The organism is Aerococcus sp. L_32, from assembly GCF_050689315.1.
The window spans coordinates 1-985 of sequence record NZ_JBOEQF010000649.1; the positions used below are offsets into that span (position 1 = coordinate 1).

Sequence of the window (985 nt, forward strand, 5' to 3'; positions counted from 1 at the left end):
GTCAGGTTATATTGTCTCTACTGATAACGGCTATGCTGATATTCAAATGGGTGTTGGTACTGTTGTTATCGGTTTAGCTTCTATTATTATCGGGGAAGTCCTCTTCCGCAATGTGAAATTAGGGGTTCGCTTTATCACAATCCTAGTGGGTTCAATTATTTACCGTTTACTATTAACGATTGTCTTAATGATGAACTTTGAAGCGAATGACTTCCGTCTATTCTCAGCAATTATCGTTGCTTTATGTCTGGCTGTTCCAACCATTCAAAATAAAGTGGCTGACTACCGTGAATACAGAAAGGTGGCTAAATAATGACGACTTTATTAGAAATTAACCAAGCGAGAAAAGTATTTAACAAACGAACACCGGATGCCTTTGCAGCCTTAGATGACTTATCGTTAACAGTAGAGAAGGGCGACTTCATTACCATTGTTGGGGGTAACGGGGCAGGGAAATCAACCTTATTGAACGCCATTGCCGGCACCTTCCTGTTAGACTCCGGTGCCATCACTTTAAACAATAAAGATATTAGTCGTCTTGCTGAAGAGGACCGAGCTAAATTTGTTTCCCGCGTATTCCAAAACCCGTCAATGGGGACAGCACCTCGTATGACCGTTGAAGAAAACTTATCATTAGCTTTGAAACGCGGTCAAAAACGAGGTCTAGGTTTAGCTATTAAAGAGGACAACCGCAAACAATTCCAAGAGGCATTAAGCCAATTGCATTTAGGCTTAGAAAATCGATTGGATGCTGAAATCGGCTTATTATCCGGAGGGCAAAGACAAGCGATTGCCTTATTGATGGCAACTATCACTAAACCAGAAATTTTACTATTAGATGAACATACAGCAGCTTTAGACGCAAAGACATCTAAACGTATCCTAGAAATTTCATCAGACCAAGTAAAAGACCACAACCTAACAGCCCTAATGATTACTCATAATCTACAAGATGCCTTACTATATGGTAACCGGATGATCCTTC

1 protein-coding gene and 1 pseudogene are annotated in these 985 nt (G+C 40.4%); both read left to right on the forward strand.

Features of this window, described 5'->3' with window-relative positions; all coding sequences use genetic code 11:
• Window positions 1-313, forward strand: a pseudogene (locus ACRCJ0_RS15440) (ABC transporter permease); the annotation flags it as partial.
• Window positions 313-985, forward strand: a 673-nt coding sequence (locus ACRCJ0_RS15445) for an ABC transporter ATP-binding protein (RefSeq protein ID WP_431391074.1), incomplete at its 3' end; no start/stop codon positions are given. The pseudogene ACRCJ0_RS15440 and the gene ACRCJ0_RS15445, both read left to right, overlap by 1 nt.